The organism is Microtetraspora glauca (assembly GCF_040656155.1).
Classification (GTDB): domain Bacteria; phylum Actinomycetota; class Actinomycetes; order Streptosporangiales; family Streptosporangiaceae; genus Microtetraspora; species Microtetraspora glauca.
In genome coordinates this window covers 13,325-38,996 of the sequence record NZ_JBFALK010000007.1, presented here as the reverse complement: position 1 = coordinate 38,996, position 25,672 = coordinate 13,325, and the positions used below count along the sequence as shown (strand labels likewise).

The window sequence follows — 25,672 nt, the reverse complement described above, 5'->3', positions numbered from 1 at the left end:
TGTCCTCATGCCCCCGACCGCCGTGGCGACCCCGCCTGAGCGCGCGGCGACCCCGATGACGACCCTGGACCAACTGCTGGACCGAGGCCGCACGCAGGGTCACCTTTCCCTGCCGGAGCTTCGCGAGGCGTTCGGCCAGGCCGGAGTCGCTCCCGCGGAAGGCCGCGCGATCCTGCGCGAGCTCACCGAGGCGGGTGTCGACCTCACGGAGGCCGCGCCGGCACAGAAGGCACCACGCAAGGCCGCGAAGGCCGCCAAGCCCAGGAAGTCCAAGCGCGCCAACGCGGCCGACGAGGCCCGGGGTGACGTCCCCGACGAGGACGAGGAGTGGACCGCCGAGCGGCACGCCGAGGAGGATTCGGGCGACGACAGCGCGCCGATCGACCTCGACGACAACTCCTCGGTCATGGGCGACTCCGTCCACACCTACCTCAAGTCCATCGGACGGCGTACGCTGCTCACCGCCGCGCAGGAGGTCGAGCTGGCCAAGCGCATCGAAGCCGGCCTGTACGCGGAGCACAAGCTGGAGACCGCGCTGGAGAACGGCGAGATGCTCCGTCCCGAGGTCCGCGAGGACCTCGAATGGGTCATCGAGGACGGCAAGCGCGCCAAGGACCACATGCTGGAGGCCAACCTCCGCCTGGTCGTGTCGGTCGCGAAGAAGTACACCGATCGCGGCATGGCCCTGCTCGACGTCGTGCAGGAAGGCAACCTGGGCCTGATCAGGGCGGTCGAGAAGTTCGACTACACCAAGGGCTACAAGTTCTCCACGTACGCCATGTGGTGGATCAGGCAGGCCATCCAGCGCGGCTTCGCGGACTCGGCCCGGACCATCCGGCTGCCCGTCCACGTGCTGGAGATGCTGTCCAAGCTGTCCCGCGTGGAGCGTGACATGCACCAGCGTCTCGGCCGGGAGCCCTCGCCCGAGGAGCTGGCGGTCGAGCTGGACAAGACCCCCGACCAGATCGAGGAGCTGCTCCGTACGAGCAGGCAGCCGATCAGCCTCGACTCCACGATCGGCGAGGACGGCGAGACCCGCATCGGCGACCTGATCGAGGATGTGGACTCCCCCGAGGCGTCCGAGGTCGTGGACCGGCAGCTGCTGGCCGAGCAGCTCAAGGGCGTGCTCGGGAACCTGTCTCCCCGCGAGGCGAAGATAATGGCCCTGCGCTTCGGCCTGGCCGACGGCAAGCCGCACACCCTCGACGAGATCGGAAAGTTCCTCGGCCTCACGAGGGAGCGGATCCGCCAGCTTGAGAAGGAGTCGCTGTCCAAGCTGCGCCACCCGAGCAACACCCGGCCGCTGCTCGACTGGGCCAGCTGACCGCCGCCGGCCCATGCCGGCCGGACACGATCACACCGGCGATCACACGGATACGGCCCGTGCCCTCATGAGGGCACGGGCCGTATCGGCGTTTCAAGGGGCGTCTCCCGAGGACCCGAGGACCCGGCGGTCCACCACGGGCCGTTCCGGAGACCGCTCAGCGGGCCACCGCGGCGGCACGCGGCAGCCGGACGATGCCGGTGAGCCGGTGCGCCTCCCGCACGGTGCGCAGGCGGTTCACCTCGGCGGTCCACATGGCGCCCTGGGGAGTAGCCTTACCCTTCCTGCGGCGGATGCGGTCGTCATAGGACTTCACGCCGAACGTGGCGCGCTGCGCGGCCTCCGCGGCCCGCAGGGCGTCGGTGAGCGCACGGTCGAGTTCGAGACCGGCCTCACGCAGCTCCTGCTCGGACGCCGCCACGGCCTGCTTCTCGCGCAGGGCGAGCTCGGCCGCCCTCGCCTTCTCCAGGAGGTCGTGGTATCCCTTTCCGACCTCCTGGTCGGCGTGGTACCTGACCTCCGCCTCCCGGCTCACACGCGGACGGAAAAACGCCATCGACGGTCCTTCCAGATCGAGCACATATCGCTGGCCGTAGCGTACGCCGTTTCGCCGCGTCCCTCACATCCGGGCCGGGCGGCGTCCTTTACACAGTAAGGTGGACTGTGGCAGCATGATCGACATGCCTGCCAAGCGACCGCCGGTCCCGCTCTCCCTCGAACGCATCATCGACGCCGCGCTGCACATCGCCGACGGGCAGGGCCTGCGCCGGCTGACCATGCGCCGCCTCGGCGACGCGCTCCAGGTGGAGGCCATGGCGATCTACCACCACCTCCCCCGGGGCAAGGAGGCGCTGATGGACGTCCTGGCCGAGCACGTGACCACGGTGCGGGTGGAGGCCGAGGGCACCTGGCAGGAGCGCGCCCGCGCCTGGGCCCGCGCCGGCCGGGTCGCCCTGCTCGACCACCCCGGCGTGTTGTCGCTCGCCCTCACCAAACCCCCCAAGGGCACCGCGCTGATGGCGATCAGGGACCAGACGGAGCAGCTCGCCGAGGCCGGGCTCGGCGGCGCGGCCGACGCCGTACGGGCCCTGCGGGCGTACGTCTTCGGCAGCGTCGCGGTGGAGGTGCAGCAGTCGGGCTGGGCCGACCCCGACGCGACCGTGCGGGACGCGCGGACCGCCGAGGGCGAGCGGGAGTTCGAGCGCGGCCTCGACGCGCTCCTCGCCGGCCTCCAGGCCACCGGCCACGCCACCTGAGAGGCGGGGTGGCCATGCCACCTGAGCCGCCGCCCCGGGTCATGAGCGCGGCCGCGCTCCCTTGCTCCGTCGGCCGCTGATCGCACGGAAGGTGTCCTCCAGGGCGGTGAGGGTCTCGTCGTACGTGCGCTGGGCGGCCACCCCGACGAAGAGGCAGTCGACGACGGTGAGCTGGGCGATCCTGCTGCCCATCGCTCCGGGGCGGAACGGGGCCTCGCGTACCGCGGTCTTCAGCACGATGTCGGCCAGCTCCGTGATCGGCGAGGGGTGGAAGTTCGTGATCGCGATCGTGGTCGCCCCGTGGTCGCCGGCGAGCCGCAGCGCCTCCAGGACGTCGACCGTGGTGCCGGTGTGCGAGATGCCGATCGCGACGTCGCCCTCGCGCAGCAGCGCGGCCGAGGTGAGCGCGCTGTGGAAGTCCGGCCAGGCGAACGCCACCAGGCCGATCCGGTGCAGTTTCTGGTGCAGGTCGGCCGCGACATACCCGCTCGCCCCCGCGCCGTAGAGATCCACTCGGCGGGCCGGGGCGATCACCTCGACCGCGCGCTCCAGGGCGGCGACGTCGAGGTGCTCGGCGGTCTCCGCCGCCGCGCGGGAGTCGCTGTAGCCGATCTTGGCGACGATCTCCTCCAGCGGGTCGCCGGCGTTGATGTCGCCGTCGAGCGGGCGGGCGCCGCCGGCCCGGGAGGCCTCCAGCGTCGCCTCGCGGGCGAGCGCGAACCGCAGCTCGGGATAGCCGCGCAGTCCCAGGGCCCGGCAGAACCGCAGAACCGTGGTCTCCGAGGTGCCGCACTCGCGGGCCAGCATGCCGATCGACCGGTCGGCGACGCCCTGGGGATCGGCCAGCACCGCGTGCGCGACCCGTTGCTCGGCCGGCCGCAGGGACGGGAGCGCGCCACGCAGCCGTACCAGGATGCCGCCCGAGTAGTCATTGCCGGGGTCCACGCCGCCTCCCTGGGAGTCTCTGAAACGCACTGCGAATCGCGGGGTTGCTCACTACTTGCTCATGCCGGCGGTCAATCCGGCGATGATCTGCTTGGTCGCCAGGACGAACAGCACGAAGAGCGGCGCCGTGGCGAGGACCAGCCCGGCGAACAAGGCCGACCAGTCGGTCGTGTACTCGCCGAAGAACTGCGACAACCCGCGCGGGATGGTGAACTTCTCGTCGGAGCGCAGCAGCACCAGCGGGTAGAGGAACTCATGCCACAGCGGCACGAACTGGAACAGCATCACCGACGCCAGCGCGGGCCGCACCAGCGGCAGCATGATCCGCCCGAAGATCCGGAACTCTCCGGCGCCGTCGATCCGGGCCGCCTCGTCCAGTTCGCCGGGCAGGGAACGGTAGAACGCCGACAGCACGAAGACGCAGAACGGCACCCCGGACGCGGCGTACAGCAGCGTGAGTCCGAGCAGCGAGTCGATCAACCCCATGGAGTCCATGAGGTAGAAGATCGGCACCAGGCCCAGCCGGATCGGCAGCATCAGCCCGGCCAGGAAGTACGCCCCGAGCACCCGGTTGCCGAAGAAGTCGTAGCGGGCCAGCGGGTAGGCCGCCAGCGCGGAGACCACCGTCCCCAGCAGCACCGCGCCACAGGTGACGGTCAGCGAGTTCAGGAAGTACGTGCTGAACGACGCCTCCGTCCACACCTGGCGGTAACTGTGCAGCGTGGGGGACGCCGGCAGCCCCAGCGGCGCGGTGAAGATCTCGCCCGTCGGCCGCAGCGAGTTGAGCACCATGATGACCAACGGCAGCAGCGCGACGACCGCGTACCCCCACAGCAGCAGGTGGACGGCGACCCGCCCCGGAGCCCGGCGTCCGGCCCTCACACCAGCTTCCTTTCGCGGCGGCGGAAGTACGAGGTGGCCAGCATCGACACCCCGAAGATGAACACGAACATCAGCACGGCGAGTGCCGACGACCGCCCGATCGCCTCCACGCCGCCCTCCACGAACGCGACCCGGTAGAACAGCAGACCGAGCACGTCGGTCGAACCCGCCGGGGACCCGGTCGAGCCGGACATCGCGTAGACCAGCCCGAAGGCGTTGAAGTTTCCGATGAACGTCAGCACGCTCACCACGCCGATCGCCGGCGTGAGCAGCGGCAGCGTCACCCGCCGGAACGCCTGCCAGGCCGAGGCCCCGTCGACCCGGGCCGCCTCGTGGTACTCGGCCGGGATTCCGGCGAGCGCGGCGGAGAACAGCAGCATGGGGAAGCCCACCCACTGCCACGCGTTCACCAGGACGACGATCGGCAGCGCCGTACGGGTGTCACCCAGCCAGGGCAACGCCCACGAGTCCAGCCCGACCGCCTCGAGCAGCGCGTTGACCGGGCCGAACATCGGATTGAGCAGAAGGCTCCACAGGTAGCCGACGACCAGCGGGTCCACGAGGTACGGGGTGGTGAACGCGCCCTGCAGGAACCGCTTGCCGCGGCCGTAACGGAACAGCAGGAGGGCGAAGAGCAGCCCGACCGTTGTCTGGATCAGCATCGTCCCGGCGAAGAACAGGGCGTTGTGCGCGAACGCCCGCCACAACTGCTCGTCGTACGGGTAGATGCCGAGCAGGTCACGGTAATTGTCGAACCCGGCGAACCCCACCTGCCGGATCCCACGCCACTCGAAGAAGCTGTAGTCGAGCGCGCTGACCAGCGGATAGACGATGAAGACCGAATAGAGCAGAAGCGCGGGCAGCAGGAAGACGGCCAGCACCCGCCACCGCGGCACGTACCGGCGACCGGCGCCGGTACGTGCCGCGCGACGCCGGGGAGCGCTCAGTTCCCTGGCTTGAACCACTGCTCGATGCCCTTCTGCACACTCTCGGCGGCCGCCTCGGGGCCGGTCTGGCCCGCGAGCATCTTCTGCAGCTCGTCCCGGAAGACCGCGTCACCGTTCGGCTGGCCGTACCGGAAGTCGACGAGCAGTGTGTACGGCGCGCCGTTGGCGGCGTAGTTCTTGGCCATCTCGGCCAGCAGCGGGTCCGACGGCGTGACCCCGGGGACCGCGGAGAGTTGCTTCAGCTCGGTCGCGTAGAGCTGCCCGAACTCCGGCGTCGCCATCCACTTGACCAGTTCGAGCGCCTCGGCCTGGTGGGCCGACTTGGCGTTGACACCGAACGAGCCGTCGGCCCAGCCCGGCGTGACGGGCGTGGTCTCGGGGGAGCCGGGCGGCGGCGGCACCTGGAAGACGCCGATCTCCAGGCTCGGGTCGGCCTTGAGCAGGGGCGCCAGGTCGAAGGTGCCCGTCGGGTACATCGCGGCCTTCCCGGTGGCGAACAGCGCCTGGACGTCGGGGATCTTGACCGCCACCACGTCCTTGGGGAAGTACGGCTCCAGGTCCTTGACCAGCTTGACGGAGGCGGTGAAGTCGGGGTCGGTGAACTTCTTCTGTCCGCCGAGCACCGCGTCCCGGAACGCGGTGCCGCCGTAGCGGGCGTTGCCGAAGATCTCGTGGACGATCGGCAGCGTCCAGGTGGCGTCGGGGCCGGCCGCGACGGCGAACGGCGTGATCCCCGCGGCCTTCAGCTTCTTGGCCGCCGCGATCATCTCGTCCCAGGTGGCGGGGGGCTGGATGCCGTTGTCGCCGAACAGCTTCTTGTTGTAGAGCACCTGGAGGGTCTGGTACGCGAACGGCACGCCGTAGATCTTGCCGTCCTTGTGGCCCTTGGCGCCTTCCAGCAGCTTGGCGTCGAAGCCGGACAGCGCGTCCACCTTGCCGTCCAGCGGCAGGAGCTGGTCCGCCTCGACCAGCGGCTGGAGTCCGCCGTACGCCCGAAGCTGGGCGACGTCCGGCCCTCCGCTCCCGGACAGGCCGGTCGCCAGGATGTTGTTGTACTCGGTGGCCTGGAACGGCTTGAACTCGACGTGGATCTTCGGGTGTGACTCCTCGAACGTGGCGAGGATCTTCTCGTACGCCTTGACGTCCTCCACCCGCCACGACCACAGATTCAGCGTGACCTTGCCGGCGTCCGCCTTGTCGCCCCCGTCGGACGCGCCGCCGCCGGGCGCGCACGCCGCCAGCGCCACCGCGAGCACCCCGATCGCCCCCGCGATCCACCTTCTCTTCATGAGACTTCCCTTCGGCCGGTAGCCAGTTCGGCGAGCGCCGCGCGGACCCTGCCGCCGGCGGCCTGTAATGCGATTCGCGCCTCTCCCACGGGGGCATCGGCGAGGAGGCAGACCAGGGCGACCTTCAGGTCCCCTTCTGCCGCGGTGAGCGTTTCGGCGCACTGCGCCTCGGTGCGGCCGGTGGCCTCTTCGAGGATCGTGACCAGGCGGCCGCGGAGTTTGGCGTTGGTGGCGGTCACATCGATCATGAGATTCGAGTACGTCCGCCCGAGCCGGATCATGACCGCGGTGGAGAACGCGTTCAGCACGAGCTTCTGCGCGGTTCCCGCCTTCATCCGCGTCGATCCCGCGATGACCTCGGGGCCGGTGTCGACCGCGATGTGGACGTCGACCTCGTCACCGAGCGGCGCCGCCGGGTTCGACGACACCAGGACGGTCGCCGCCCCCGCCGCACTCGCCGCGCGCAGCGCCCCCGCGACGTACGGCGTGCGGCCGCTCGCCGACAGCCCGATCGCCAGGTCGCCCTCCCCCAGGCCGAGCGCCTCGGCGGCGCCCGTCGCCGCGTCGTCCTCCACGTTCTCCATCGCCTGCTCGAAAGCGGAGGTGCCGCCCGCGTGGTGCGCGACGACCCGCTCCGGGGCGATCGTGTACGTCGGCACGAGCTCGGCCGCGTCGAGCACCGCGATGCGGCCGGAACTGCCCGCGCCGAAGTAGTGGATCGACCGGCCCGTCAGCAGCGCGCTCACTCCGAAGTCGACCGCCGTGGCCAGCTCGGGGAGGACGGCGCGGACCGCGGGAGCGACCAGGCCGTCCTCGTCGTTGATGAGCTTCAGCATCTCGAGGGTCGAACGGAGGTCGATGTCGAGCGTGCGCGGGTTGGCGCCTTCCGTGGGGGCCGCCACCCTGACCGCCTCAAACTCGTCGTCCGTCACGAAGTTTTCCACCCCAAAGGAGAACGTGTTGGAAAATTAGTTTCACAATGAGCCGGGCGTCAATACCTGGATCCAGCCACCGGGGACGTACAGCCCCGCGCCGCGCGGGGCTCCGGCCCGCGGCGTGATGTCCTCCAACTCCTCAGATGTAGGAAAATGTCATGCAAGGTCACCGCTTTGACTGGAAGTTACTTACATTCGGCCCGGATGGTCAACGTTTGCTTGACTGAAATCTCACGCGAGCCGATCTCAGCCACGCAAGGGCCGACCCGGCGGATGTGGGCCCGGCCGCCAAGCTCCTCGCCGCGGGCCGGCGGCCTCGACCACCCGGCGTCGGCCCGCCCCGACCCGGCCGTCACACAGCGCCTGGACGATCTCCCGGACGACCTGGAGGCGGCTCCGGAAACCGTAATCCGCCGGTTATCAGACGGACGGCGTGTCGAGCTTGGACCGTTATCATCCCTGGGGCACCCTTGTGGGATAGCTCACAGCGTGGTGAGCGGAACCCGTATGGGCGCCCCCCGGCCCCCTTTCCAGGACCGGCGGAAACCGTCCTAACGGACTATGTCGCCACGAGGCGAGCGGACGGCACACTGGTCTCGTCCATTGTGCGGTTAGTCACACATCAACCCCAGACGCCCGCCGCCTCGCGCGACGGGCGAACGATAAGACACGGAGCCCCGGCGATGTGCCCTCATAGCCCGTCCTGTCCGAGCGCGGAAGCGAAGGACCGAGAAGCCGCCCGCACCATCGCGGCGCACCCCGAGCAGGGGTGGAGCCTGCTGTGCAACGGCGTCGTCCTCTTCGAGGACACCGGCGAGCTGCTGCCCGACGGAGCGGTCATCGCCCCGCACCGCCCCACCGACCTGGCTTCCAGCGCCGCCTGATCGATCGCGGCCAGGTCACCCGGCTGGTCCGTCCAGCCGGGGCCCTCCCGTCCCTTCACCCGATTCCGCTCGCCCCATCCCCCGTCCGTTCCACCGCTCGCGGTCCCGTGGCCGACCCCCGGCCCTCAGCTCGCTCTCCGGGCCAGCAGCCACCGGGCCACCTCCTCGCCCACCCGGGCGGGGTCCTTCTTCAGATCGTGTCCCTCCCCCGGCAGCACCACGAGCCGCGCCGTGTCGGACGCCGACGGCACGCCGAACGGATCACGATCCCCATTGATCACCAGAACGTCGGTTCCCGCCTGCCGCAGCTCATCCGCCCTGGAACGTTCCGGCTTGCCCGGCGGGTGCAGGGGGAACGCCAGCGCGACCACCGCGTCCGCCTCCACCGCTCGGGCCGTACGGCAGGCCACCCTGGCGCCGTTGCTCCGACCGCCCTGCACGAGCGGCAGCCCCGGATGGCGGGCCCGCAGCTCCTCGATCATCGTGATCCACGACTCGTCCTGCCGGACCGCCGAGCCCGGCGCCCTCGCGCCCCTGAGCCGGAACGGCTGGGTCACCCGGGCGACCGTTCCTCCGATGGCCAGCACGGCATCCCGCACGGCGAGCAGGTCGGGCGCGTCCACTCCCCCGGCCGACCCGTGGGTGAGCACGAGCAGCAGCCAGGGATCGGCCGCCTCGTCCACCTCGACCGCTCCCGGGCCGTGCGGCGTCACAAGTTCCACCGTCCCAGATTCCACCCGGTCACGTTATCGGGGGGCGGACGTCCCTGCTCAGGCGGAGCCGTACCTCCTCGGCCAGCGCCGCGTCGGGGTGGGCCAGGCCGTACCGCCAGACCGTCTCGGCGTCGTCGTCCCGGCCTCTGAGGGGCAGCACCCGCGCGAGCAGCTCAATGGCGAGCGCACCGGTGCCCGCTTCGGCTCCGTCGCCCTCCTCGACCGCTCCGGCGAACTCCCCGCACGCCATGTCGAGATGCGCGAGACCGAGCAGGACCCGCAGCCGTGCCGGATCCGTGACGCCGGGCACGGACAGCGCGCGCAGCAGGAGGTCGGCGGCCTGCCCCGGCTCGCCGTCCTCCAGCAACTGCTCGGCCATCCGTTCGGCGACGGCGGAGAGCCCCGCGGCGCCCTCCGCCCGGTCGGGTGCCTCGACGTCGACCGCGACCTCCGCGAAGATCGCCGCGGCGGCGTCGAGATCGCCCGCCTCGGCCAGCCTGCGCGCGTGGTCGATCTGCCGTCCGGGGTCGATGGCCGTCATGCCAGGCCCTCCATAATCGGGGATCGCCAAGATCCTAACGATCGGCGGGCCCGTGCGGGGAAGACATGCGCATGATGGACGGTTCGGGTCCGCGAATCTTCCCCGCGGGCGTGATCAGTCCTCGTACGCCTCCAGCGGAGGGCAGGCGCAGACCAGGTTGCGGTCGCCGTAGGCCTGGTCAATGCGGCGGACCGGCGACCAGTACTTGTTGTCCCGCAGCGCGGGCACGGGGTAGGCCGCGACCGTGCGCGAGTACGGGTGCGGCCACTCGTCGGCGACCAGGCAGGCCGCCGTGTGGGGCGCGTTGCGCAGCGGGTTGTCGGTCCTGTCGTACTCTCCGGACGCGACGCGGGCGATCTCCTCGCGGATGGCGATCATGGCGTCGGCGAACCGGTCGAGCTCGGCCAGGTCCTCGCTCTCGGTGGGCTCGATCATCAGGGTCCCCGCGACGGGGAACGACATGGTCGGCGCGTGGAAACCGTAGTCGACCAGGCGCTTGGCCACATCGTCCACGGTGACACCGGTCTCCTTGGTGATCTGCCGCAGGTCGACGATGCACTCGTGCGCGACGAGGCCGTCCCGTCCGGTGTACAGCACGGGATAGTGCGGGGCCAGCCGCCCGGCGAGGTAGTTCGCCGAGAGGATCGCCTGCTCGGTCGCCCGGCGCAGCCCATCCCCGCCCATCATCCGGATGTACGCCCACGAGATCGGCAGGATGCCCGCCGAGCCGTACGGCGCGGCCGAGACGGCACCGGTGCCCTTGCCAGGGAGGTAGGGGGCGAGATGGGCCTTGACCGCGACCGGCCCGACACCCGGACCGCCGCCGCCGTGCGGGATGCAGAACGTCTTGTGCAGGTTGAGGTGGCTGACGTCCGCGCCGAACTCGCCGAGCCTGGCCAGGCCGACGAGGGCGTTGAGGTTGGCGCCGTCGACGTAGACCTGTCCCCCGGCCTCGTGGACCCGGTCGCAGATCTCGACGATGGTCTCCTCGTACACGCCGTGCGTGGACGGGTAGGTCACCATGATCGCGGCGAGCGCGTCGCGATGCTTCTCGATCTTGGCGGACAGGTCGGCGAGGTCGACGTTGCCGCTGTCGTCGCAGGCGACCACGACCACGCGCATACCGGCCATGACCGCGCTGGCCGCGTTGGTGCCGTGCGCGGACGACGGGATGAGGCAGACGTCCCGCCCGGCCTCGCCCCGGCCGTGGTGGTAGGCGCGGATGGCGAGCAGCCCGGCGAACTCTCCCTGCGACCCCGCGTTGGGCTGGATCGACACCGCGTCATAGCCGGTGACCTCGGCCAGCCAGCCTTCGAGGGTCTCGACCAACTCGACGTAGCCCGCAGCCTGGCCGATCGGGGCGAAGGGGTGGATCCCGGCGAACTCCGGCCAGGTGATCGGCTCCATCTCGGTGGTCGCGTTGAGCTTCATCGTGCAGGAGCCCAGCGGGATCATCGAGCGGTCGAGGGCGACGTCCTTGTCCTGGAGCCTGCGCAGGTAGCGCAGCATCGCCGTCTCCGACCGGTAGGAGTGGAACACCGGATGGGTCAGGAAGTCGGTGGTCCGGGCGAGGCCGGCAGGGAGCGCGTCGGGGGTCACCCGGTCCAGGTCGTCGATGACCACGCCGCCCGAGCCGCCCTGCGATCCGCCGGGCACGCCGAACGCCGCCCACACGGCCGCAAGGTGCTCGGCCGCCGTCTTCTCGTCGCAGGCGACCGCGACGTGGTCGGCGTCCACCAGTCGGAGGTTGACGCCCGCCGCCTCGGCGGCGGCCACGACCACCGCGGCGCGCCCGGGGACGCGGGCCAGGACGGTGTCGAAGAACTCCTCGTGCACCACCTCGACACCGCCCTCGCGCAGCCCGGCGGCCAGGACGGCCGCGTGGCGGTGCACCCGCTGCGCGATCCGCCGCAGGCCGTCCGGTCCGTGGTAGACGGCGTACATCGAGGCCATGACCGCGAGCAGGACCTGCGCGGTGCAGATGTTGCTGGTGGCCTTCTCCCTGCGGATGTGCTGCTCGCGGGTCTGCAGCGCGAGCCGGTACGCGGGCTGTCCGTCGGCGTCGACGGACACCCCGACGAGCCGGCCGGGCATCTGCCGCTGGAGCCCTTCGCGTACGGCCATGTAGGCGGCGTGCGGGCCGCCGAAACCGAGCGGCACGCCGAAGCGCTGGGAGGAGCCGACGGCGATGTCGGCGCCGAGCTCACCCGGCGACGCGAGCAGCGTCAGGCCGAGGAGGTCGGCGGCGGCGATCACCTGGGCGCCCCGCTCGTGCGCCACCTCGGCGAGTACGCGGAAGCTCGCGACCCGCCCGCTCGCGCCGGGGTACTGCACCAGCACCCCGAAGCACTCGGGCAGCGCGGCGGGATCCGCGAGGTCGGCCTCGACCAGCGTGATGCCGAGCGGCTCCGCCCGGGTCGCGAGGACGGCCTTGGTCTGCGGCAGCGCGTCGATGTCGACCACGAAGACGTCGCTCTTGACCCGGCTCGCCCGGCGGGCCAGAGTCATCGCCTCGGCGGCGGCCGTGCCCTCGTCCAGGAGCGAGGCCCCGGCCACGTCGAGACCGGTCAGGTCGATGATCGCGGTCTGGAAGTTGAGCAGCGCCTCCAGCCGTCCCTGCGAGATCTCCGGCTGGTAGGGGGTGTACGCGGTGTACCAGCCGGGGTTCTCCAGCACGTTACGCAGGACGACGCCCGGGGTGATCGTGTCGTGGTAGCCAAGGCCGATCATCGAGGTCAGCACCCGGTTGCGCCCGGCGATCGTGCGCAGCTCGGCCAGCGCCCGTGTCTCGCTCGCCGCCTCGGGGAGCGCGAGCGGGGTCTCGGTCCTGATCGCCTCGGGTACGGCGACGGCCACCAGGTCCGCCACGGAGGCGTATCCGACGGCCTCCAGCATGCGCGCCTGCTCGGCGTCGGACGGGCCGATGTGGCGGGACGCGAAGGGCGGGCCGGAAAGATCGCGAAGTGGTGACCGGTCGGTCATGGCAAGCCTCCTGGAGCGGTCGAGACCTAGGCGGCGCACGCGTGCGCCTGGTCTCCCCCTCTGTCATCGCGACCAGCCGACCGGCGGCGGGACCACGACCTGAGAGCTTCACCCCGAAGGGCTTGCACCGTCGGTGAGCACGCCTGGTGGACGTGCTGCTTTCCAGAGTTGCCTCTCCCGTGCGGTACGGGATGCCTGAGAGATTCCGGGGAGGGTTGCTCCTTCGGCGCCTCCACTTAAAGAGGTCTCTCCCGCACGGGGTCGCCAGCTTGTGTCACTCTACCGCCTACCCTGAGGCGGGCCGTTCACCCGGTCTTGCGGGACTTCCTGCGTCGTGCCAGCTCGTCGGCCGGATGGTCGGCCTCCGCATCGGAGCCGGACTCTGCGCGCTCGCCGGGCAACTCGGCCAGCGAACCCTCGACCTCGCGCCAGACGCGTCCCAGGGCGATGCCGAACACTCCCTGCCCGCCCTGGAGCAGATCGATGACCTCGTCGGCGGAGGTGCACTCGTAGACGCTGACGCCGTCGCTCATCAAAGTGATCTGGGCGAGGTCGTTCACCCCGCGGTCACGCAGATGCTGTACGGCGGTGCGGATCTGCTGGAGCGAGACGCCGGTGTCCAGAAGGCGTTTGACGACCTTGAGCACGAGGATGTCGCGGAAGCTGTACAGACGCTGCGAACCCGAGCCGTGCGCGGCTCTTATGGTCGGCAGGACCAGCTCCGTCCGGGCCCAGTAGTCGAGCTGACGGTAGGTGATGCCGGCCGCCGCGCAGGCGGTGGGGCCGCGATACCCGATGTCGTCGGGCAGTCTCCTGGGCTGCTCGTCGAACAGCAGTCCTTGTTCACCGGCGCGCTCACGCGCTGACTCACGGACCGGATCATGCTGGTCGGCCGCTTTTCCCTCGCCGCTGCTGACCGCCACTGCGGACCTCCGGCTTTCTCTCATCCCACGGTCTGATCTGGGGGTTCATGAATTACAACCGTGGATTCCCTTGCACCGTAGGACCGGGGACATTCTCAGTCAACGACCCCGCACGGCGCGTCGTGAAGCGTTAAATTCCCGAAATCAACCCCTACCCGGCACGCCCGAAGTCCTCGGGCGTGATGTTGTCCAGGAACTCGCGGAACTTCTCCACCTCGTCCTCCTGGTCGTCAGGCATGCTGACCCCGGCCTCCCGGAGGACGTCCTCGCTGGCGTAGATCGTCGCACCGGTGCGGAGCGCGAGCGCGATCGAGTCCGACGGCCGGGCGCTCACCTCCACACCGTTGGAGAAGACCAGGTCGGCGAAGAAGATCTGATCGCGTAGCGCGACGATGTTGACCGTACGCAGGCGCACCCCCAGCGCCTCCAGCACGTCACGGAACAGATCATGAGTGAGCGGGCGCGGCGGCGGTTCCTCCGCCTGGGCGAGCGCGATGGCCGTCGCCTCGGTCATGCCGATCCAGATCGGCAGGTACCGATCACCGTTCGTCTCCTTCAGGAGGACGATCGGCTGGTTGGTGGGCATCTCAACGCGAACCCCCACGACCTCCATCTGCAACACGGGCGACTCCGTCTCAAAGCGGCGCGGCATATCACCAGGACTTCAACGTAACACCCGGAGCGGGTCGGCCTGGTCACTGCCCCAGAACGCGGCGAACACTGCCACGAAGCAACGCACTGTGCAATTCGAGGAGAAGTCCGGATATTTCCCGAGCTGTCTCATCGGCCTGCCCGATCGCGCCGGGCGCCCGGCGGCGCAGCAGCGGCGCCACCGCCTGCTCGACGAGGCTGGCCTCGCGTTCCGCGGCCGCCCGCACCGCGCGCAGATGGCGGGCGTGCAGGCCGAATCTGGCCAGCGAGCCGACGCTGCGGGCGATCTCCAGGGCGTCCGCGTCGTACCACCGGGCCACGGATGCCACCAGGCCGAAGCTCTCCAGCTCTGCCAGCGTGTCCTCGTCGATGTCGGCGGCCTGGAGCAGGTCCTCACGGCTGAGCCGTACGGGCGGGGCCTCCTGGGGCAGCGCCCTCGGCCGGGCCGCCTGCTCGTCCAGGTTCTCCTTGATCACCCGTAACGGAAGGTAGTGGTCACGCTGCGCGGTGAGGATGTAGCGCAGCCGCTCGACGTCACCATGGGTGAACTTGCGGTATCCCGAGGGGCTCCGCTGCGGCTCGATGAGCCCCTCGCCCTCCAGGAAACGGATCTTGGAGATCGTCACGTCGGGGAACTCGCCCTGCAGTAGCGCGAGCACCTCCCCGATGCTCATGAACGCCCGTAACGCCTGCGCGCTCATGACTTACCCGCCCCTCCCTCAGCGATCACTGGCCTCCAAGGCCACGCGCGAAGAACACCAGCCGGAACTTGCCGATCTGCACCTCGTCGCCCCCCGCGAGGGGGAACTCCTCGATGCGCTCCCGGTTGACGTACGTCCCGTTGAGGCTGCCGACGTCGCGGACGGTGAAGTGGCCGCCCCGCCGGTAGAACTCCGCGTGCCTTCTGGACACGGTCACATCGTCCAGGAAAATGTCGCTTTCGGGGTGGCGACCCGCCGTCGTGAGATCACTGTCCAGCAGAAAGCGGCTGCCCGCGTTCGGGCCCCGCATGACGACCAGGAGGGCGGTGCCCGGCGGGAGCTGCTCGATGGCCGACCTGTCGGGCAGCAGGGTCTGCCCCGTCTCGTTCTCCAGCGCCTCGAGCGAGATGGTCGAGGTGGTGTCGGGAGCGGCCGGCGCCGGAGCGCTCAGCGGCGAACCGCATCTGGAACAGAAACGGGCATCCTCGGGGTTGGCATGACCGCACTGCGTGCAGTAGACGCTGGGCATCGAACGGCTCGGCCTCTCTTATGACTTGCTCAGACGGCGAATGCCGCAACTTACGCTGATCACGCACAAAGGTCAAGAAGCGTGCTCGACATGGACTGACCAACGCTACAGCCCAGCGCGGTCCAAGGTCCATCCCGCCACACCGTTTCCTGACTTCCCGAACGTGACCTCCAACAATATTTGTACATGATCACGAAGATTGTTATTGTGCTCCGGCGGCCTGCTCCACCACGCGGGCCCAGCGTTCGAGCAGGGCCTGGGCGGTGTCCACGTCACCTCCCTCGGCCCACAGGTGGGTGACCGCCTCGGACGGGTCGGGCAGGACCAGGGCCCAGCTGCCGTCCTCGCCCACGACCCGTACGCCGTCGGTGGTGTCCACATGCAGGCCCTCGGCGGCCTCAACCACCGAGCGCATGACCGTGCCCTTGTGCGCCCACGGAGTGGGAATGGTCCGCCGCAGCAGCTTCGCCTCCGGGATCCGCGCGTCGATCTGGCTAAGCGACAGGCGGGTACGCGCCACCAGTCCCAGCAGCCGCAGGAACACCGCGAGCCCGTCCACGGTCGGCCCGAACTCCGGGACGATGAAGCCCCCGCGCCCGTCACCCGCGAAGATCATGTCGCTGTGCGTGGCGGCGGTGGTCAGCGCGTCGAGACTGGTGGGCGTCCAGTCCACCTGCACTCCGTGGAACCGGCAGACCATCTCCGCCACCCTGGTGGTGGTCACCGGCAAGGCGACCCGTCCGCCCCTGCGTTCGGCCGCCACCAGGTCGAGCACCACGAGCAGCGCCCGCTCCTCGCTGATGAGCTGGCCCATCTCGTCGACCAAGGAGACCCGCTCCCCGACCGGGTCGAACCGTACGCCGAAGGCGGCGCGGGAGGAGCCGACCAGCTCGGCGAGGCGCTGGAGGTCGCGGCGGCGCTCGGCGAAGGTCTCGGTGGGCGAGGCGTCGTCGAGGCGGTTGTTCACGGTGAGCACGTCCACCCCGACCCGGCCGAGCAGGCTCGGCAGCACCAGGGACGACGTGCCGCCCGCGCAGTCGACGACGACCTTCATCTCAGCGTCCTTCACGCCGCTCATGTCGACGCAGCGCAGCAGCTCACGCGCGTAGGTGTCCACCGCGCGGGCCGGGAAGGTCAGCTCGGCGATCTCCCCCGGGAAGGCGCGCCGGTACTCCTGGCGCGAGAAGATGCGCTCCAGCTTGCGCTGGGCGCCCTGGGAGAGGTCCGCCCCGGTGTCGTCCATGAAGACGATGTCGACGCTCTGCGGGTCGCCCGCGCTGGTCCGCAGCGCGATGCCGCCCCGGGCGCTGCCCCTGGAGGTGTGAAAGCGGGCCACCGGGAGCGCGGTCGCCTCCAGGTCCACCACGTTGATCGCGCTGGAGTTCAGCGCGCTGATGACCGCCCGCTTGAAGGCGCGGGCCGCCCGGGAGGCGTCACGCGAGGTGACGATCGTGTCGCCCTTGCTGACCATCGTGGCGTACGCGCTGGCCAGCCGTACGCACAGCTCGGGGGTGATCTCGACGTTGACCAGGCCGGAGACGCCGCGCGGGCCGAACAGGCTGCGCTGGCCGCGCGACTCCCAGATCACGCTGGTGTTGACGACGGCGCCCGCCTCGACCGTCTTGAACGGATAGATCTTCACGCCGGAGGAGACGTACGCCTCCGACTCGATCACGCACTCGTCGCCGACGACCGCGTTCTCCTCGATCCTGGCACCGGTCATCACGTCGGTGTTCTTGCCGATCACGCATCCGCGCAGGTGGGCGGCAGGGCCGACGTAGACGTTGTCGTGGACGACGGCGCGGTGGAGGAAGGCCCCCTCCTTGACCACGGCGTTGCTGCCGAGGACGGTGTACTCCCGCAGCTCGGCGCCGGCCTCCACCTTGGCGTAGTCGCCGATGTAGAGCGGTCCCTTGAGCACCGCGTCGGGATCGACGGAGGCGCCCTCGGCCGTCCAGACGCCGGGCGCCAGCTCGAAGGCGTCGAAGTCGACCTTGACCTTGCCCTCCAGGACGTCGGCCTGGGCCTTGAGGTAGCTCTCGTGGGTGCCGACGTCCTCCCAGTAGCCCTCGGCGACGTATCCGAACAGCGGCAGGCCGCGCTCGAGCAGCTTGGGGAAGACGTCCGAGGACCAGTCGACGGACCGCCCGGCGGGGACCTCGTCGAGGACGCTGGGCTCCATGACGTAGATGCCGGTGTTGACGGTGTCGGAGAAGACCTGGCCCCAGGTGGGCTTCTCCAGGAAGCGCTGGACCCGGCCGTTCTCGTCCACGATGATGATCCCGAACTCCAGGGGGTTGGGCACCCGCTTGAGCCCGATCGTGACCAGGGCGCCGTTCTCCTCGTGGAACCTGAGCATGTCGGTCAGGTCGATGTCGGTGAGCGCGTCACCGGAGATGACGAGGAACCGCTCGTCCCTGAGCCGGTCCGCCGCGTTCTTCACGCTGCCCGCGGTGCCGAGCGGGATCTCCTCGGTCGCGTAGTGCAGGCGCATCCCGAGCTCGTCGCCGTCGCCGAAGTAGTTGCGGATGAGGGCGGCGAGGAACTGCACGGTCACCACGGTCTCGGTGAAGCCGTGCTTCTTCAGCAGGCGGAGTACGTGCTCCATGATGGGCCGGTTGATGATGGGGAGCAGGGGTTTGGGCTGGTTGGCGGTCATCGGCCGCAGCCGCGTTCCCTCCCCGCCCGCCATGACGACGGCCTTCACGGGCTCACCCCCTTATTAGCTGGCGGACCTGTACCACATACAACACCCCGGCCCACCAGTACAGACCAGTCCCCCATATGGCGAACGCCCAGCCGAAGATCCCCGTGATCTCGGCGTACCACCCCTGATGGGACGCGAGGAACAGGAGGGGAAAGGCGTACATGAGGCAGGCGGTCGCGGCCTTACCGAGGAAATGTACGGGCAGCGCCGGGCCGTAGCCGTGGCGGCGCAGGATAGGGACGGTGAAGAGCAGGAAAACGTCGCGTCCCACGACCAGGAGCGCCAGCCACCACGGAATCACCTCGCGCAGGACCAGCCCGACGAGGGTGGCGAAGATGTAGAGCCGGTCGGCGAGGGGATCGATCAGCCGCCCGAGCCTGCTGGTCTGGTTCCACGCGCGGGCGAGCTTCCCGTCGAGCCAGTCGCTGATCCCCGCCGCTATGAGCAGGAGTATCGCCCAGCCGTCCGCCTGCGGCCCCAGCACGAGCCAGAGAAACACCGGAACGCCGAGCAACCTCAGGAAGCTCAGCAAATTGGGCAGGGTAAAGATCCGATCCTCGGCAGACTCCACGGTCAGACCCTACATCGCGCCCCTGTCCCGCCCCGCGCTCCGGTCGGCGGCAGGGCTGGGCACGGGCCGGAACCCGGCGTCCACCAGCCCGAGCCGGTGCGCCACCACGGCGGCCTGGGTGCGGTTGCGCAGCTCCAGTTTCTCCATGACGGCGGCGACGTGGCTCTTCACCGTCGTCACCCCCACGTGCAGCCGCTCGCCGATCTCGGCGTTGGACAGTCCCATGCCGACGAGGGTGAGAACCTGCACCTCGCGGTCGGTGAGCCCGCGCGGGAGAGGGACGGCTTCCCGCTCGGCGGCCAGCGCCCGCTCCACCACCCGCCGCAGCACGGACGGCGCGAGCAGGGGCTCCCCCTGGGCCGCCCGCCGTACGGCGTCGACGATCCGCTCGGGCGAGTCGTCCTTGACGAGGAAACCGAGCGCGCCCGCCCTGAGCGCGCCGTAGACGTTCTCGTCCTCGCCGAACGTGGTGAGCACGACGATCCGCGCCGACGGGCGCGCGGCGAGGATCCGCCGGGTCGCCTCCAGCCCGTCCACGCGGGGCATGCGCAGGTCCATCAGGATCACGTCGGGCAGGAGTTCCTCCGCGAGCCGTACGGCCTGCGCCCCGTCGGCCGCCTCGCCGCAGATCTCCGTGTCCCCCGCGGCGTCCAGCATCATCCGCACTCCCGCGCGGACCAGTGCCTGGTCGTCGGCCACCAGCACCCGGATCATCAGCATTTCCTCCTCGTCCGCACGGGCAGCGCGGCGGCCAGCCGCCAGCCGCCGTCCTCAGCCGGTCCCGCCGTGAGCCGGCCGCCGAGCGCTCGGGCCCGTTCCCGCATGCCCGGAATGCCCTGCCCGGTGGAGGGCAGCTCGACGGGCGTGGCCGCCGCACCCGGCCCGTTCCTGATCTCCACGGCCAGCTCGCCACCCGTGATGCCCACGCGGACCTGGGCGTTCGTTCCCGGCCCCGCGTGCTTGAGCACGTTGGTCAGGCCCTCCTGGACGATCCTCGCCGCGGACGCGCGCACGACGAGCGGCGCACGCTCCGTGTCCGGCGCGAGATCGAGCGCGACCCGAAGTCCCGCCGCCGTCATCCGGGCCACGGCGTCCCGTACGACGTCGTCGGGGTCGGCCGAGGGGATGTCCTCCTTGGTGGGGTCCCTGAGCACGTCGAGCAGGCCGCGCAGGTCCTCGAGGACGCGGTGCCCGGTGGCGCGGATGTCGGCCAGCGCCTCCCCGGCGGGGCCGTCCGCCCCCGCGTACTGCGCCGCGCTCGCCCGGAGCACGATCGCGCCGACGTGGTGGGCGACGATGTCGTGGACGTCCCGGGCGATCTGCTCCCGCTCGGCCAGCCGGCTGGCCCGGGTGCGCGCGGCGGCGAGCTCCACGGCCTGACGCGCGGCGGCCTGCCGGGCCCGGATGTAGCCGCCGATGGCGACCGGGGCCGCCACCATGGCCGTGAGGGCGAGCCCCCGCCAGACCGTGATCTCCGTGGTGTCGTCGACGATCGTGATCACCGACGCGGCGCAGGTCAGCAGGTAACCGGCGGCCACCCAGACCCAGTTCGCCCGCGTCACGAACACTCCGAGCGCGACGAACAGCAGGATCTGCAGGGTGGTGCCCACCTCACCGGCGTACTGGTCGGCGAGGATCACCAAACCGCTCTCCAGTAGCAGCACGGCTCCGGGCAGGCGGCGGACCACGCCGAGGGCGAGCCCGGACGACATCGCCAGCAGGCCGACCCCCCAGACGGGAACGGCGCCGTCATCCCAGTTCGGCCAGGTCGCCAGCACCGCGAGCGCCACGCCGCCCCCGGCCATCAGGAGGTCGAGCAGCGGGGCGCTCTCCTCCTGCGGCCGGCGGATCGCCGTACCGCGCAGGTAGCGGCCGATGATCACCGGGACGGCGACGATGGCGACCGTGTAGAACCACGCACCACGGGTGAACGCGATCCCCGGGTCGGCGAGGTTCAGGCCGGTGGCCACGCAGGCGAGGACGGCGACGGGGACCGTCCACTTCCAGCCGCGCAGTCGCGCCAGCACGCCCACCGCGACCGGGAGCAGGATCTGCACGGCGTCGACGGTCGAGGCGTCGAGCTGGTCGTAGACGACGAGCAGCACCGTGAGGCAGAGGGCCGCGTGGCCCGGCCGACGGCGTAGCAGCGCCAGCGGGAGCCCGCCGAGCAGCGCGAGGAGCACCACCATCCAGGACGGCGCCGACGGGCCGCCCCAGGACGAGCTCGCCACGAGCACGTTGAGCACGACTCCCGAGGCGGCGAGAGAGACGTCCAGGTATCCGCCGCGCCATCGCATGGGTGAACGTTATCGGGGCCGCCGTCCCCGTCCTTCCTCCTCAGGGAGGACGGCGGCCCTCCTCCAAGTGGCCACCGAAATGGGCTGCTCGACGGATGATCAGTCGTTCGGCGGCGCCCTAGTGTCCTGGGACATGGCGAACGAATCGGCTCTCTTCCTGAGCGAGTTCCTCAGGTCTCCCACCGCGGTCGGCGCGATAGCGCCCAGCTCGCGCCGGCTCTCCTCGGCGGTGGCGGCGCCGATCCCCGAGCGGGGCGACCCCGTGGTGGTCGAGCTCGGCGCGGGCACCGGCCCGTTCACGGCGGAGATCCAGCGGCGGCTGGGCGGCCGCGGGCGCCATCTGGCGCTGGAGATCAACCCGCGGCTGGCGGGCCACCTCCAGGCCAGGCACCCCGGCCTGGAGGTGGTGGTCGACGACGCCGCGCGGCTTCCCCATCTCCTCGCGGAGCGGGGCGTCGAGGCGGCGGACGTGATCGTGAGCGGGCTGCCGTGGGCGGCGTTCTCCCAGGAACGGCAGGCCAGGCTGCTGCGCGCGGTGGTCGACGCGCTCGGCCCCGACGGGGCGTTCACGACCTTCTCCTATGTGCACGCCCGGATGCTCGGCCCGGCGGTGCGGTTCCGGCGGCGGCTGAGCCAGGCGTTCGAGGAGGTCGTCCCCGGGCGCACGGTGTGGGGCAACCTGCCACCCGCGTTCGTCTTCCACGCCAGGAGGGCCCGCGCGGCGGCCGGCCCGGCTACGCGAAGGCTTCCTTGAGCCGCGCGGCGACGTACTCGCGCGCGTCCTCGGCGTCGTCGAAGAAGCCGGGAACGCCGAAGAACCCGTGCAGCAGCCCGTCGTAACAGCGGTACTCGACGGAGACGCCCGCGCCGGACAGTTCGCGCGCGTAGGCCGCCCCCTCGTCGCGCAGCGGGTCGCACTCCGCGGTGATCACCGTAGCCGGAGCGAGGCCCGACTTGTCCGCCAACCGGAGCGGCGAGAGCCGCGGGTCGAGCGGGTCGGCGCCCCTGGCGTACTGCTCGACGAACCAGGCCATCTCCACCGCGTCCAGGCCGAACCCGGAGGCGTACGACCGGTAGCTCGGGGTGTCCATCGCCACGTCGGTGATCGGATAGAGCAGCACCTGGTGGGCCAGCGCGAGACCGGCGTCCCGTGCCCGCCAGGCCGCGACGGCGGCGAGATTGCCGCCCGCGCTGTCGCCGATCACCGCGACCCGTCCCGCGTCGCCGGTGTAGTGCTCCGGCCGGGCGAAGACGTCCCGCACCACCGAGAATGCGTCGTCCGCCGCGGCCGGGAACGGATGCTCGGGCGCCAGCCGGTAGTCGACCGAGACCACGACGGCACCGCAACGGAAGGCCAGGTCACGTCCGAGCGCGTCGTTGCGGTCCACGCTGCCGAACACCCAGCCGCCGCCGTGGAAGTACACGACCACGGGCAGCGGGCGGTCGCCCGGTTCCGGCCGGTAGACCCGCACCCGGACACCGTCCACCACGTGGTCCCGGACCTCCGGTAGTGCCGCCGCCCTGCCGCGCTGCTCGGCCACACCGTCCAGGCCGCGCATCCGGATGATCTCCGGGAGCGTCAGGGCCGCCAGGTCCACGTTGAGGTCGGCGGGGAAGAGCTTCAGATAGGCCGCGGCCTGAGGATGCAACGCCATGGCCGCACAGTAACAGCGCCTGTGGGGGTCACCCCGGCGGAGGCCGTCCGTGGCGGACCAGGCGTCGCGGAGCCGGTGGCATGGAGCCGGTGCCGGGCCGCTGGTCCTGACCTGGTTGAGCTGACCTGGTTGAGCTGACCTGGTTGTGCCGCCGCGCGCGCCCGGCTTCTCGGCTCAGGGCCGGGCGGCGTCGACCAGCGCCTGGATCAGCCGGTTGTCCGCGCCGCGCTCGGGGTGCCACTGGACGCCGACGCCGAACCTGTGGCCCTGGAGCTCGACACCCTCGACGATCTGGTCGTCGGCCCACGCCACCGCGAGCAGGCCTGTGCCGAGCCGCTTCACGGCCTGGTGGTGGGGGCCGGTCACTTCGGCGTGGTCGCCGATCGCCTTGCCGAGCTTGCTCGACACGCTGACGGTGACGATGTGCCGTGCCGTCCCGTGACGTTCGTGCGCGACGGCCTCCGGGAGCCAGGGGATGAGACTGCCGCCCTGGGCGACGTTGAGCACGTGCATCCCACGGGAGATCGCGAGGAAGGGCAGGTCGGCCCGGACCGCCGCCTCGGCCAGCGCCATCTCGAACCGGTCACGGTGCGCCTGCGGCTCCTCCACCCGGTCGTCGCGGCTCTCGCCATACAACGCGGGGTCGACGGGGGCACCGCCGGCGAGGATGAGGCCGTCGAGCCCGCGCGCGTAGTCCCCGGCGGCGTACGGGCTCATCGGCGGCAGCAGGACGGGCGCACCGCCGGCCTTCTCCACCGCGCGTGCGTAGGCGTGCGGGGACAGCACCGCCTCGCGCACCCACGTCCCCCACCGGGCGGCCTCGAGGTAGGCGGTGATGCCAATGAGCGGACGGGGCATGGTGTTCTCCAGCGGACTCTCACATTCGGGCACGCCCATAATGGCGCACCTGATTTCGGTTTTGTCACCTATCCGCCACATCGGTGGCGTCGCCCCAGTTCAGAGTGGATCTTCCGCTTGGCGCGTATCCGAATTGACACCTCCGACACCCGGATCCGGCGACCGCCCGAATCTGTCGGGGCGGCCTGGCACGATGGCGATAGCCGTACGCCATGGACCCGGGAAGCAGGTCCGGACCGGGACGTGGAGGCGCGGCCAGGAAAGCCGTGAACGACAGTCCGTGCAAGTCCGTACAAGTCCGTGCAAATCTGTACATGGAGGTCTCCATGGATGCGCTGCTCGCCGTCGGCACCCGCAAGGGGCTCTTCCTCGCCCGTTCCACGAATGGCGGGCCGTTCGAGGTGGAGCCGGTCAGGTTCACCACCGTCGGCGTCCCGTCCGTCGCGATCGACACGCGCGGTCCCGTCCCCCGGCTGCTCGCCGGAATCGAGTACGGCCACTTCGGCCCGTCGGTGATGTGGTCCGACGATCTGGGCGAGACCTGGCAGGAGGCCGACCGGCCGCCGGTGGCGTTCCCCGAGCACACGGGCGCGGCCCTGGCCAAGGTCTGGCAGCTCCAGCCGTCGCCGACCGAGCCGGGCGTGGTCTGGGCCGGCGCCGAGCCCGCGGCGCTGTTCAGGTCCGAGGACCGCGGCGCCACCTTCTCCCTGGTCGAGGGGCTCTGGAACCACCCGACCCGGCCGATGTGGCAGGCGGGAGGCGGCGGCCTGTGCCTGCACACGATCATCCCGCATCCGGTCGATCCCGAGCGGATCGCGGTCGCCGCCTCGGCCGTCGGGTTCTTCCGCAGTTCGGACGGCGGCGCCTCGTGGGAGCCGTCCAACAAGAACATCCGGGCGCCGTTCTTCCCCGAGGGCGCGCAGTACCCCGAGTTCGGGCAGTGCGTGCACAAGGTGGCCATGCATCCCGCGCGCCCGGAGCGGCTGTTCCTCCAGCACCATTTCGGCGTCTACCGGTCGGACGACTTCGGCGGGTCGTGGCGCGACGTCGGCGCCGACCTCCCGTCGGACTTCGGTTTCCCGATCGTGGTCGACCCGACGCGGCCGGACACCCTGTACGTGTTCCCGTTGCGGGCCGACGTGGACCGCACGCCCGTGGACCACCGCTACCAGGTGTTCCGCAGCGACGACGCCGGAGTCACCTGGAAGGGCTTCGCGCACGGCCTCCCCGACGAGCCGGTCCACTCCGCCGTGCTGCGCGACGCCATGTGCGCGGGCGAGGCGGGCGTGTTCTTCGGCACCCGCGACGGTGAGGTGTACGGCTCACGCGACCACGGCGAGACGTGGACGCTCATCGCCAAGCACCTGCCGGACGTGCTGACGGTGCGCACGGCGGTGCTCTGAGTGGCCAAGCCGGTCACCCTCGTCACCTTCGTCCTGCCGAACACGCTGCGACGCTGGGTGAACGACCAGAACGAGGTTCGGGTGTTCGCCGTGGCCGCCTCCGACCACGGCATCCCGACGCTGGGCGGGGCCCTCGACACGCTTCGCCGTACGCACCCGTCCCTGGAGGAGCGGCTCCGCGACGAGTACGGGCACATCAGACGGCATATCGCCATGTTCGTGTGCGGCGCGAACGCGAGCCGCCTCGGCGGGTTGGACTGCACCCTGCCTCCGGGAGCCGAGGTGTACGTCCTTCCCGCACTGGCGTGAAAATCCGGCACATGCGCGCGCATTTGCAATTGCAGCGGAATTGGACGTCAATTAACCGGCGGGCATCCGTCCCCAACAGCGGGGCCTTTCCTCGTTCCCCGATCCGGATCACGAACCGGGAATCTCCGGTCGAACGCGGTGTTAATCTCTAGAGAACCCCTTGTCCCACAAGGGCAGGGATTGCGGGTTTCGGCTGGCCCGAAGAGTGGCTTTTCGGTTACTTATTCCCATAAAGTATTTGCGGTCTTCATTTACCTTCCCAACGAATCAGTGTCAGTCTAATATCTGGTTCTATGTCTCGGTATGCATCAGATTTCCCAGACAGGGGAGCACGCCGCAATGATGCGCACGCCGAGCATGCATGGGAGGC

General features: G+C 70.5%; 25 protein-coding genes and 1 riboswitch. Of the genes, 6 read left to right on the top strand and 19 right to left on the bottom strand.

Going from position 1 to position 25,672, the window contains the following annotated elements; genetic code table 11:
- The first annotated feature begins 7 nt into the window (after nt 1–7).
- The gene (locus tag AB0I59_RS14705; protein ID WP_061258605.1) at nt 8–1,324 is read left to right on the top strand and encodes an RNA polymerase sigma factor; all 1,317 of its coding nucleotides are present in this window, start codon (nt 8–10) and stop codon (nt 1,322–1,324) included.
- Nucleotides 1,325–1,481: 157 nt separating this feature from the next.
- On the opposite strand, the gene AB0I59_RS14700 is transcribed toward AB0I59_RS14705, so the two are convergent.
- Nucleotides 1,482–1,880: a hypothetical protein gene (locus AB0I59_RS14700; RefSeq protein ID WP_061258606.1), complete on the bottom strand. Its 399-nt coding sequence runs from the start codon at nt 1,878–1,880 to the stop codon at nt 1,482–1,484.
- 115 nt (nt 1,881–1,995) lie between these two features.
- Between AB0I59_RS14700 and AB0I59_RS14695 the strand changes: the two genes are divergently transcribed.
- Nucleotides 1,996–2,580, top strand: coding sequence for a TetR/AcrR family transcriptional regulator C-terminal domain-containing protein (locus tag AB0I59_RS14695; protein WP_063818871.1), 585 nt, complete (start codon nt 1,996–1,998; stop codon nt 2,578–2,580).
- Between the two features lie 39 nt (nt 2,581–2,619).
- Here the strand turns inward: AB0I59_RS14695 and AB0I59_RS14690 are convergent, their stop codons facing one another.
- From AB0I59_RS14690 to AB0I59_RS14670, 5 genes are read right to left on the bottom strand one after another with little or no spacing between them, the layout of a single operon-like run.
- On the bottom strand, nt 2,620–3,525 hold the full coding sequence (locus AB0I59_RS14690; protein ID WP_061258607.1) for a MurR/RpiR family transcriptional regulator: 906 nt from the start codon (nt 3,523–3,525) through the stop codon (nt 2,620–2,622).
- A gap of 51 nt (nt 3,526–3,576) precedes the next feature.
- The gene (locus tag AB0I59_RS14685) at nt 3,577–4,407 is read right to left on the bottom strand and encodes a carbohydrate ABC transporter permease (RefSeq protein ID WP_061258608.1); all 831 of its coding nucleotides are present in this window, start codon (nt 4,405–4,407) and stop codon (nt 3,577–3,579) included.
- Entirely contained in the window at nt 4,404–5,372 is a 969-nt protein-coding gene (locus AB0I59_RS14680) for a carbohydrate ABC transporter permease (protein WP_358132904.1), read from the bottom strand. Before AB0I59_RS14680 ends, AB0I59_RS14685 begins: the two co-directional genes overlap by 4 nt.
- Entirely contained in the window at nt 5,351–6,643 is a 1,293-nt protein-coding gene (locus AB0I59_RS14675; protein WP_358132902.1) for an extracellular solute-binding protein, read from the bottom strand. The genes AB0I59_RS14680 and AB0I59_RS14675 overlap by 22 nt, the downstream gene beginning before the upstream one ends.
- Nucleotides 6,640–7,575, bottom strand: coding sequence for an N-acetylmuramic acid 6-phosphate etherase (locus AB0I59_RS14670; protein ID WP_061258611.1), 936 nt, complete (start codon nt 7,573–7,575; stop codon nt 6,640–6,642). The genes AB0I59_RS14675 and AB0I59_RS14670 overlap by 4 nt, the downstream gene beginning before the upstream one ends.
- Nucleotides 7,576–8,261: 686 nt before the next feature.
- On the opposite strand from AB0I59_RS14670, the gene AB0I59_RS14665 reads away from it, so the two are divergent.
- Nucleotides 8,262–8,462 (top strand): DUF5999 family protein, encoded by a 201-nt coding sequence (locus tag AB0I59_RS14665; RefSeq protein ID WP_061258612.1) that lies wholly within the window; start codon nt 8,262–8,264, stop codon nt 8,460–8,462.
- Nucleotides 8,463–8,587: 125 nt separating this feature from the next.
- On the opposite strand, the gene AB0I59_RS14660 is transcribed toward AB0I59_RS14665, so the two are convergent.
- The 11 genes from AB0I59_RS14660 to AB0I59_RS14610 all read right to left on the bottom strand — a co-directional run bounded on the left by AB0I59_RS14660 (nt 8,588) and on the right by AB0I59_RS14610 (nt 21,077).
- The gene (locus tag AB0I59_RS14660; RefSeq protein ID WP_358132900.1) at nt 8,588–9,184 is read right to left on the bottom strand and encodes an alpha/beta hydrolase family protein; all 597 of its coding nucleotides are present in this window, start codon (nt 9,182–9,184) and stop codon (nt 8,588–8,590) included.
- A 19-nt stretch (nt 9,185–9,203) separates the two neighbouring features.
- A complete protein-coding gene (locus tag AB0I59_RS14655) occupies nt 9,204–9,716 on the bottom strand; it encodes a hypothetical protein (protein ID WP_358132898.1) in 513 nt (170 codons plus the stop codon).
- A gap of 114 nt (nt 9,717–9,830) precedes the next feature.
- A complete protein-coding gene (gcvP, locus tag AB0I59_RS14650) occupies nt 9,831–12,698 on the bottom strand; it encodes an aminomethyl-transferring glycine dehydrogenase (RefSeq protein WP_358132896.1) in 2,868 nt (955 codons plus the stop codon).
- A gap of 172 nt (nt 12,699–12,870) precedes the next feature.
- Nucleotides 12,871–12,962: riboswitch (glycine riboswitch) on the bottom strand.
- Nucleotides 12,963–13,003: 41 nt separating this feature from the next.
- On the bottom strand, nt 13,004–13,621 hold the full coding sequence (locus AB0I59_RS14645; RefSeq protein WP_061258616.1) for a MerR family transcriptional regulator: 618 nt from the start codon (nt 13,619–13,621) through the stop codon (nt 13,004–13,006).
- Between the two features lie 151 nt (nt 13,622–13,772).
- Nucleotides 13,773–14,243, bottom strand: coding sequence for a bifunctional nuclease family protein (locus AB0I59_RS14640; RefSeq protein ID WP_157530732.1), 471 nt, complete (start codon nt 14,241–14,243; stop codon nt 13,773–13,775).
- Between the two features lie 73 nt (nt 14,244–14,316).
- Nucleotides 14,317–14,973 (bottom strand): transcriptional regulator FtsR, encoded by a 657-nt coding sequence (gene ftsR / locus AB0I59_RS14635; RefSeq protein ID WP_061258618.1) that lies wholly within the window; start codon nt 14,971–14,973, stop codon nt 14,317–14,319.
- Nucleotides 14,974–14,998: 25 nt separating this feature from the next.
- Entirely contained in the window at nt 14,999–15,502 is a 504-nt protein-coding gene (locus tag AB0I59_RS14630; RefSeq protein WP_061258619.1) for an FHA domain-containing protein, read from the bottom strand.
- Between the two features lie 202 nt (nt 15,503–15,704).
- The gene (locus tag AB0I59_RS14625) at nt 15,705–18,209 is read right to left on the bottom strand and encodes a sugar phosphate nucleotidyltransferase (RefSeq protein ID WP_061258620.1); all 2,505 of its coding nucleotides are present in this window, start codon (nt 18,207–18,209) and stop codon (nt 15,705–15,707) included.
- A gap of 4 nt (nt 18,210–18,213) precedes the next feature.
- Entirely contained in the window at nt 18,214–18,780 is a 567-nt protein-coding gene (gene clsA / locus AB0I59_RS14620; protein ID WP_358132893.1) for a cardiolipin synthase ClsA, read from the bottom strand.
- Nucleotides 18,781–18,789: 9 nt separating this feature from the next.
- Nucleotides 18,790–19,494 carry a response regulator gene (locus tag AB0I59_RS14615; RefSeq protein ID WP_358133413.1) on the bottom strand — a complete coding sequence of 235 codons (705 nt, stop codon included), beginning with the start codon at nt 19,492–19,494 and terminating at the stop codon, nt 18,790–18,792.
- The gene (locus AB0I59_RS14610; protein ID WP_358132891.1) at nt 19,494–21,077 is read right to left on the bottom strand and encodes a sensor histidine kinase; all 1,584 of its coding nucleotides are present in this window, start codon (nt 21,075–21,077) and stop codon (nt 19,494–19,496) included. The genes AB0I59_RS14615 and AB0I59_RS14610 overlap by 1 nt, the downstream gene beginning before the upstream one ends.
- 133 nt (nt 21,078–21,210) lie before the next feature.
- Here AB0I59_RS14610 and AB0I59_RS14605 point away from each other — a divergent pair, with 133 nt between their 5' ends.
- Nucleotides 21,211–21,831 carry a class I SAM-dependent methyltransferase gene (locus tag AB0I59_RS14605; RefSeq protein WP_358132889.1) on the top strand — a complete coding sequence of 207 codons (621 nt, stop codon included), beginning with the start codon at nt 21,211–21,213 and terminating at the stop codon, nt 21,829–21,831.
- On the opposite strand, the gene AB0I59_RS14600 is transcribed toward AB0I59_RS14605, so the two are convergent.
- Nucleotides 21,812–22,732, bottom strand: a complete 921-nt coding sequence (locus AB0I59_RS14600; protein WP_358132887.1) for an alpha/beta hydrolase — start codon at nt 22,730–22,732, stop codon at nt 21,812–21,814. The genes AB0I59_RS14605 and AB0I59_RS14600 overlap by 20 nt on opposite strands.
- Nucleotides 22,733–22,906: 174 nt before the next feature.
- A complete protein-coding gene (locus AB0I59_RS14595) occupies nt 22,907–23,590 on the bottom strand; it encodes a gamma-glutamyl-gamma-aminobutyrate hydrolase family protein (RefSeq protein ID WP_358132885.1) in 684 nt (227 codons plus the stop codon).
- 326 nt (nt 23,591–23,916) lie between these two features.
- Here AB0I59_RS14595 and AB0I59_RS14590 point away from each other — a divergent pair, with 326 nt between their 5' ends.
- Nucleotides 23,917–24,993, top strand: coding sequence for a WD40/YVTN/BNR-like repeat-containing protein (locus AB0I59_RS14590; RefSeq protein ID WP_061258624.1), 1,077 nt, complete (start codon nt 23,917–23,919; stop codon nt 24,991–24,993).
- Nucleotides 24,994–25,302: a ubiquitin family protein gene (locus tag AB0I59_RS14585; protein ID WP_061258625.1), complete on the top strand. Its 309-nt coding sequence runs from the start codon at nt 24,994–24,996 to the stop codon at nt 25,300–25,302.
- The last annotated feature ends 370 nt before the right edge of the window (nt 25,303–25,672 follow it).